Genomic DNA, 5284 nt, shown 5'->3' with positions numbered 1-5284 from the left:
GTTTCAGGGAGTGGATTATTTTAACGGGGGGTTATTTGCGACGATTTACCTGTTGGAGTTGCGCCCGGAGGAGTTGCGGTTATTGGAGTCGGCGGCCTTGGAGAATTGGAGTAAGGTGCGTCCGGCGATTTTTGGGAGTTTGTTTGAGGGGACGATGGATGAGCAGGCTCGTCATGCCCACGGGGTGCATTTCACGAGTGAGACGGATATCCGGCAGATTGTCCGCCCGACGATTGGTCGGTTTTGGGAGGAACGGATTGAGGGGGCGGGTTCGGTTAAGGAGTTGAATGGGTTGTTGTTGGCGTTGCAGGGTTATCGGGTCCTTGATCCGGCCTGTGGTTCGGGGAATTTCTTGTATATTGCCTATCAGGAACTTAAGCGTATTGAGAAGTTGTTGCTGGATAAGATTAGTGAGCAGGGGAAGGGTACGGCTCAGGTGGGGCTGGGGTTTGTTACGCCACAACAGTTTTTTGGGATTGACCTCAATCCGTTTGCGGTGGAGTTGGCGCGGGTGACGCTGATGATTGGGCGTAAGATGGCGATTGACCGCCTGGAACTGACGGAACCTTCGCTACCTTTGGATACGCTGGATGCAAATATTATTTGTGCGGATGCATTGTTTACGGAGTGGCCCAAGGCGGATGCGGTGATTGGGAACCCGCCATTTTTGGGTGGGGCGCGGATGCGATTAGAATTAGGAGATTCATACGTTGCAGGAGTGCGGGCCAAATTTACAGAAGCTAAAGATAAGATTGATTTTTGCACCTACTGGTTTCGGCTAGCACATGACCATATTGGAGAGAGTGGGAGAGCAGGACTCGTTGCCACCAATTCTATTAGTCAAGGGAAAAGTAGGATCGCTTCACTAGACTATATTATTAATAATGGAGGATTTATCCATGAAGCAATTGCTAGTCAACCTTGGTCAGGAGATGCAAATGTTTACGTTAGCATAGTTAACTGGAGCAAAAGGGAGCCGAAGAATTTTTACCTTAACAATGCATCATGCCTACAAATTAATTCGTCTCTTAAATCAGAGATTGATGTTACTCATGCAGTTCGTCTCAAAGCAAACTTAAACATCTGTTTTAAGGGAGTACAACCTACAGGGAAAGGTTTTTTTGTTTCAGAAAAACAGGCTGAAGAATGGGCTAGAGACAGTAAAAATGAAGAACTGCTGAAGCTATTTTTAGATGCTGATGATTTGGCTAGCAGAACGAATGGACTGCCAAGCCGTTGGATTATTGATTTTAATAATAAGCAGATTGAGGAAGCGAGTAGTTATAAGCTTCCATTCAACCACGTTCATAACACAGTTAGATTAGAGCGGAAAGATAACCGGGACGAGCATGCAAAGAATTACTGGTGGCAATTTCCACGTCCTCGTCCTGCTATGCGTGAGCAATTAAGTTTGTTGCAGTTTTACCTTGCTGTTCCCAGGCACTCAAAATGGTTTGTATTTCTTCCTAGCAAGCTTGAATGGCTTCCTGGAGATTCAGTTGTAGTCGTAGCTCTAGATGACTTCTATATTCTCGGTATTATTACCTCAAATCTCCACCGCACTTGGGTCAAAGCTCAAAGTTCTACTTTAGGAGAGACCACCCGCTACACCCACAACACCTGTTTTGAGACCTTCCCTTTCCCTCAGACTGCAACCCCGCCCCAAGTCCAAGCCATCCGCGACACGATAACCGCCCTGCACGAATACCGGACCCAGCGCATGACCGCCAAGCAGTACGGCATCACCGATCTCTACAACGAGTTTTTCCACGAGCCCGCCAGTCAACTCCACAAACTCCACGCTCAACTCGATGCCCTAGTTTTGAAAGCCTATGGCTTCACCGCCCAAGATGACCTATTAGAAAAGCTCCTCACCCTCAACTTAGAACTAGCTCAGCGAGAAAAAGACGGACTTTCGGTAATTGGGCCGTGGGTTCCTACAGTTACCATTAAGACGCATCCGTGAAGGCCATTCCATGAGTGAACTCAGCCTAAAGATACCGGATTATCTTTACGAGCAAGTGGCGGCTCTGGCGGCTCAGAACGATCTGTCTACAAAATAACGATTTAACGAAGGTCACGAGCCGTCTGTTTGATACCGGCAACAGCGGTCAAAACCTCATCAGCCGTGAGGACGGCAGCAGTGGGCGGCATGGGGGCGGGCCAAGCTCTCGCTAGACGAGTTAGGTCCTGCTGGATAGTCTTGTCCGTAGCGGCGTTAGTTTTGACCACTTGGGTGCGGACGGACCGGTAAAGCTGCTGAGCACAGAGGACAAAACCCCGCGAGTCCTGGTACTCAATTGGTTCGGCTATCTTGCCATTGACTAGGGCTGAGCGGTATTCGCCCCCAGCCGCCGCTAATAATCCGTCAATCACTTGGAGGACAAAACGGGGCGACTGGCGTTGGCTAGCGGGTAGGGTTGCTTCGGCTCCGGTCAGGGCACTCATCGCTTGCTGGTAGGTGGTGGCAACGGCGGGACTGGTGGGGGTAGCCTTCACTAGGTCCTGGAGCGTGAGCAGGACGGGCTTGAAATCGGAGATACCGCGCACGGGGAGTTGGTCCGCGAGGTCGTCATAAATTTCTTCGATGGGGTGCCCGAGGTGGGGTAGGGCTTGGTCTACTTCCTTGAGGTCCAAGAGTTCACGGGCGACCAGTAAATGCCCCTTCATCAGGTTCAACTTGACGGCAAAATCTACGTCTTGATCTTCAGGGGCCATGACTACTGAAACAGCCTGATCGGTAACGGCGGGCGGATTCGCTGCACCACAACCCGTCAACAAACATAAACTCATCGCCCAAATTATACGCTCCATCACAAACTCCACCAGGAGGCTTGAATAGCACTGTACCACATCTCATCCGCTCAGTAGTTGCAACTCTTAGCTGAGAAATCCCACTAATTTACCACTGGAATTTTCAGGCCGGGGATGCTCTTACCGCTTGGTCCTTGTCATTAAACAAGCTGAAACTCAGTTGGAGAGCGAGTTTTAGCAAATTAATTACAGGTTGAATTCTTGCCATAACCACCGGTTCCACAAAATTCAAGCGGGTTTCTTGACAATTACTTGCATCTAGTCCTAGACTCTCTATTGAGAACTACTACCAACACGTCAGGCGAATTCCGACGCTGTTGGGCCTAGTTCAGTGACTGTTGCCTGAGCTACCATCCCCCAGCCCTGGGGGGTGGCTTCCTATCGCCAATTCTGCCTGCGGGAAGGGTGTGGCGGTCAATTTCGTTTACCTATTTTGGAGACCCCGACCATGTTGAAATTCTTCGCGCTCCTAGCCTTAACCGTTGCTCTACCCGTGCAAGCTGAGATCACCAGTTGCTACGCTCAGCGCAACCTCGTTGCTAATAATCCCGTCTTCCAACCCCAACTGCTGGACCCCTTGGTCCGCAATGCTTGGGGGATTTCGATTCGTCCGGCGGGCTTGGGTGGACATTTCTGGATTGCCAACACGGAGACTGGGACTTCTAGCACCTATGTCGGGGACACCGAGACCACCCCGCTCTACCAAGACGACTTGAAATTTGTCACGGTCGTGGGTAGCCAACTCCCCTCCACACCCACGGGACAAACCTTCTCCGGGTCTGCCACGGATTTTATGGTGACGGGCGAGGGGATCACGGGGCCGAGTCGCTTTTTGTGGGCCACGGAGGACGGGACGATCTCCGGTTGGGCCGAGCGGGTGAATGAGGACGGCAGTATTGCGCGGATGACGAGTTCGGTTGTAGTCCAGGACCGTTCCCAGCAAGGAGCGATTTATAAGGGCTTGACCGCCTCGACTTTTGCGCGGGGGAACCGTCTCTATGCCGCCAACTTCGGGCAAGGGCAGATTGAAGTCTACAACGAGGCTTTCCGTCCGGTGCCTCGAAACTGGACAGAGCGCGGTTTTGAGCGTCCTTTCTTGAGACCGGCTGACATCCCCGGAGGCTACGCACCCTTCAATGTCCAATACCTAAAAGGCCGGGTTTTCGTCACCTACGCCAAAACCACAGCTGACCCCAACACCGAGGAACAGGGACCGGGACTGGGCTATGTCGCGATTTTCGACTGGTACGGCAACCACATCCGCACCCTTGACCACAGCCCTAAACTCAATGCGCCCTGGGGGTTGGTGATTGCTCCGGCGGACTTCGGACCCTTGAGTGGTGCCCTACTGGTCGGGAACTTCGGAGATGGCACGATCGTGGCGTTTAACCAAGCGACGGGCGAACAACTCGGTTACTTGCTCGACACCACCGGTGCACCCCTCAAAATTGACGGACTCTGGGGGCTGATTTTCGGCAATGGTGAGTCCCTCGGTCGTGCTGATTACCTGTACTTCACCGCCGGTCCCAATGGTGAGGAAGACGGCCTCTTTGGGAGCTTAAATCTGGTTCCTTGTCTTTAAATATCAATTGAGGCGTGAGATGAAATTTGTTTACCTGGGTCTGGCCTTGAGCTTGACCCCCCTGGCCCACGCGGTCCCCCACAAAGCCGATCTCGAACCCACGGTCCAACTGGCCCAAGCCCTAGAAACGCCCCCCGACCTCCTGGATGAAGTGACCGTCACCGCTGACCGCGACCAGAACCGTCCGACCACGGGTGGGACCCGCTTCGTCACCGAAAAAATGGGTAGAAGCCTTGCCCTTCAGGGCGACTTTTAAAACTTGAAACAACATGAACGGGTGAGATATAATATAGCTATGAACCAAGTCCTTACGGTGTCCTGCAAACTCAACCCATCGCCCGAACAAGTCATAAAGATTGAGGCGACGCTTAAAGCGTTTGCAGATGCTTGTACTTGGATTAACCTCAGCACTCCTGAGAGACTGACCAATAAGACCACTATGCAAAAGCAAGTGTATCCACAGGTCAGGGAACTCTTTGGACTCTCGGCTAACCTGACGATTCGCGCTATCGCTCGCGTCTGCGCTAACCGTAAAGCGGCTCGGCTCAAAGGCTTTGCCATTAAGGGATTTAGCCCCACCAGCATTGACTACGATGCAAGAATCTTCTCCTTCAAAGAAAAGGATTGGACCGTTAGTTTGACGCTTTTGGACAGTCGGGAGCATTTCGGTTTGGCGATTGGCAACTATCAACGGGGGTTGCTCAAAGGTCAGCAACCGACTTCTGCCACCTTGACCAAACGCAAGGATGGCAGTTTCTACATCCAAATTCAAGTTAAACCCTTGCCACCCACCGTTAAAGAATCTGTGAATTGCCTTGGGGTTGACTTGGGCAGAACCGACATTGCTCACACCAGTACCGGAGACCAATGGAATGGACAGCAGTTGAC

Annotated in this window: 4 protein-coding genes and 1 pseudogene; 4 read left to right on the top strand and 1 reads right to left on the bottom strand. The window is 51.8% G+C overall.

The features are described 5' to 3' along the window. A partial coding sequence (locus HFM78_RS02245) for a DNA methyltransferase (RefSeq protein ID WP_287127787.1) occupies window positions 1-1966 on the top strand: 1966 nt, incomplete at its 5' end. Between the two features lie 101 nt (window positions 1967-2067). On the opposite strand, the gene HFM78_RS02240 is transcribed toward HFM78_RS02245, so the two are convergent. Next, the gene (locus tag HFM78_RS02240; RefSeq protein WP_287127786.1) at window positions 2068-2814 is read right to left on the bottom strand and encodes a hypothetical protein; all 747 of its coding nucleotides are present in this window, start codon (window positions 2812-2814) and stop codon (window positions 2068-2070) included. 448 nt (window positions 2815-3262) lie between these two features. Between HFM78_RS02240 and HFM78_RS02235 the strand changes: the two genes are divergently transcribed. From HFM78_RS02235 to HFM78_RS02225, 3 genes and pseudogenes are all read left to right on the top strand, one after another. Next, window positions 3263-4396, top strand: a complete 1134-nt coding sequence (locus tag HFM78_RS02235; protein WP_287127785.1) for a TIGR03118 family protein — start codon at window positions 3263-3265, stop codon at window positions 4394-4396. 19 nt (window positions 4397-4415) lie between these two features. Beyond that, entirely contained in the window at window positions 4416-4652 is a 237-nt protein-coding gene (locus HFM78_RS02230) for a hypothetical protein (protein ID WP_287127784.1), read from the top strand. Window positions 4653-4691: 39 nt separating this feature from the next. Beyond that, window positions 4692-5284: pseudogene (locus HFM78_RS02225) on the top strand (RNA-guided endonuclease TnpB family protein); the annotation flags it as partial.

The organism is Candidatus Cyanaurora vandensis, from assembly GCF_013285555.1.
GTDB classification, from domain to species: Bacteria; Cyanobacteriota; Cyanobacteriia; order Gloeobacterales; family Anthocerotibacteraceae; genus Cyanaurora; species Cyanaurora vandensis.
This window is presented reverse-complemented; position numbering and strand designations above follow the sequence as displayed.

Coding starts and splice junctions, on each gene's coding strand:
- HFM78_RS02240 (WP_287127786.1), bottom strand. CDS start 2,814: ATGGAGCGTATAATTTGGGCGATGAGTTTATGTTTGTTGACGGGTTGT.
- HFM78_RS02235 (WP_287127785.1), top strand. CDS start 3,263: ATGTTGAAATTCTTCGCGCTCCTAGCCTTAACCGTTGCTCTACCCGTG.
- HFM78_RS02230 (WP_287127784.1), top strand. CDS start 4,416: ATGAAATTTGTTTACCTGGGTCTGGCCTTGAGCTTGACCCCCCTGGCC.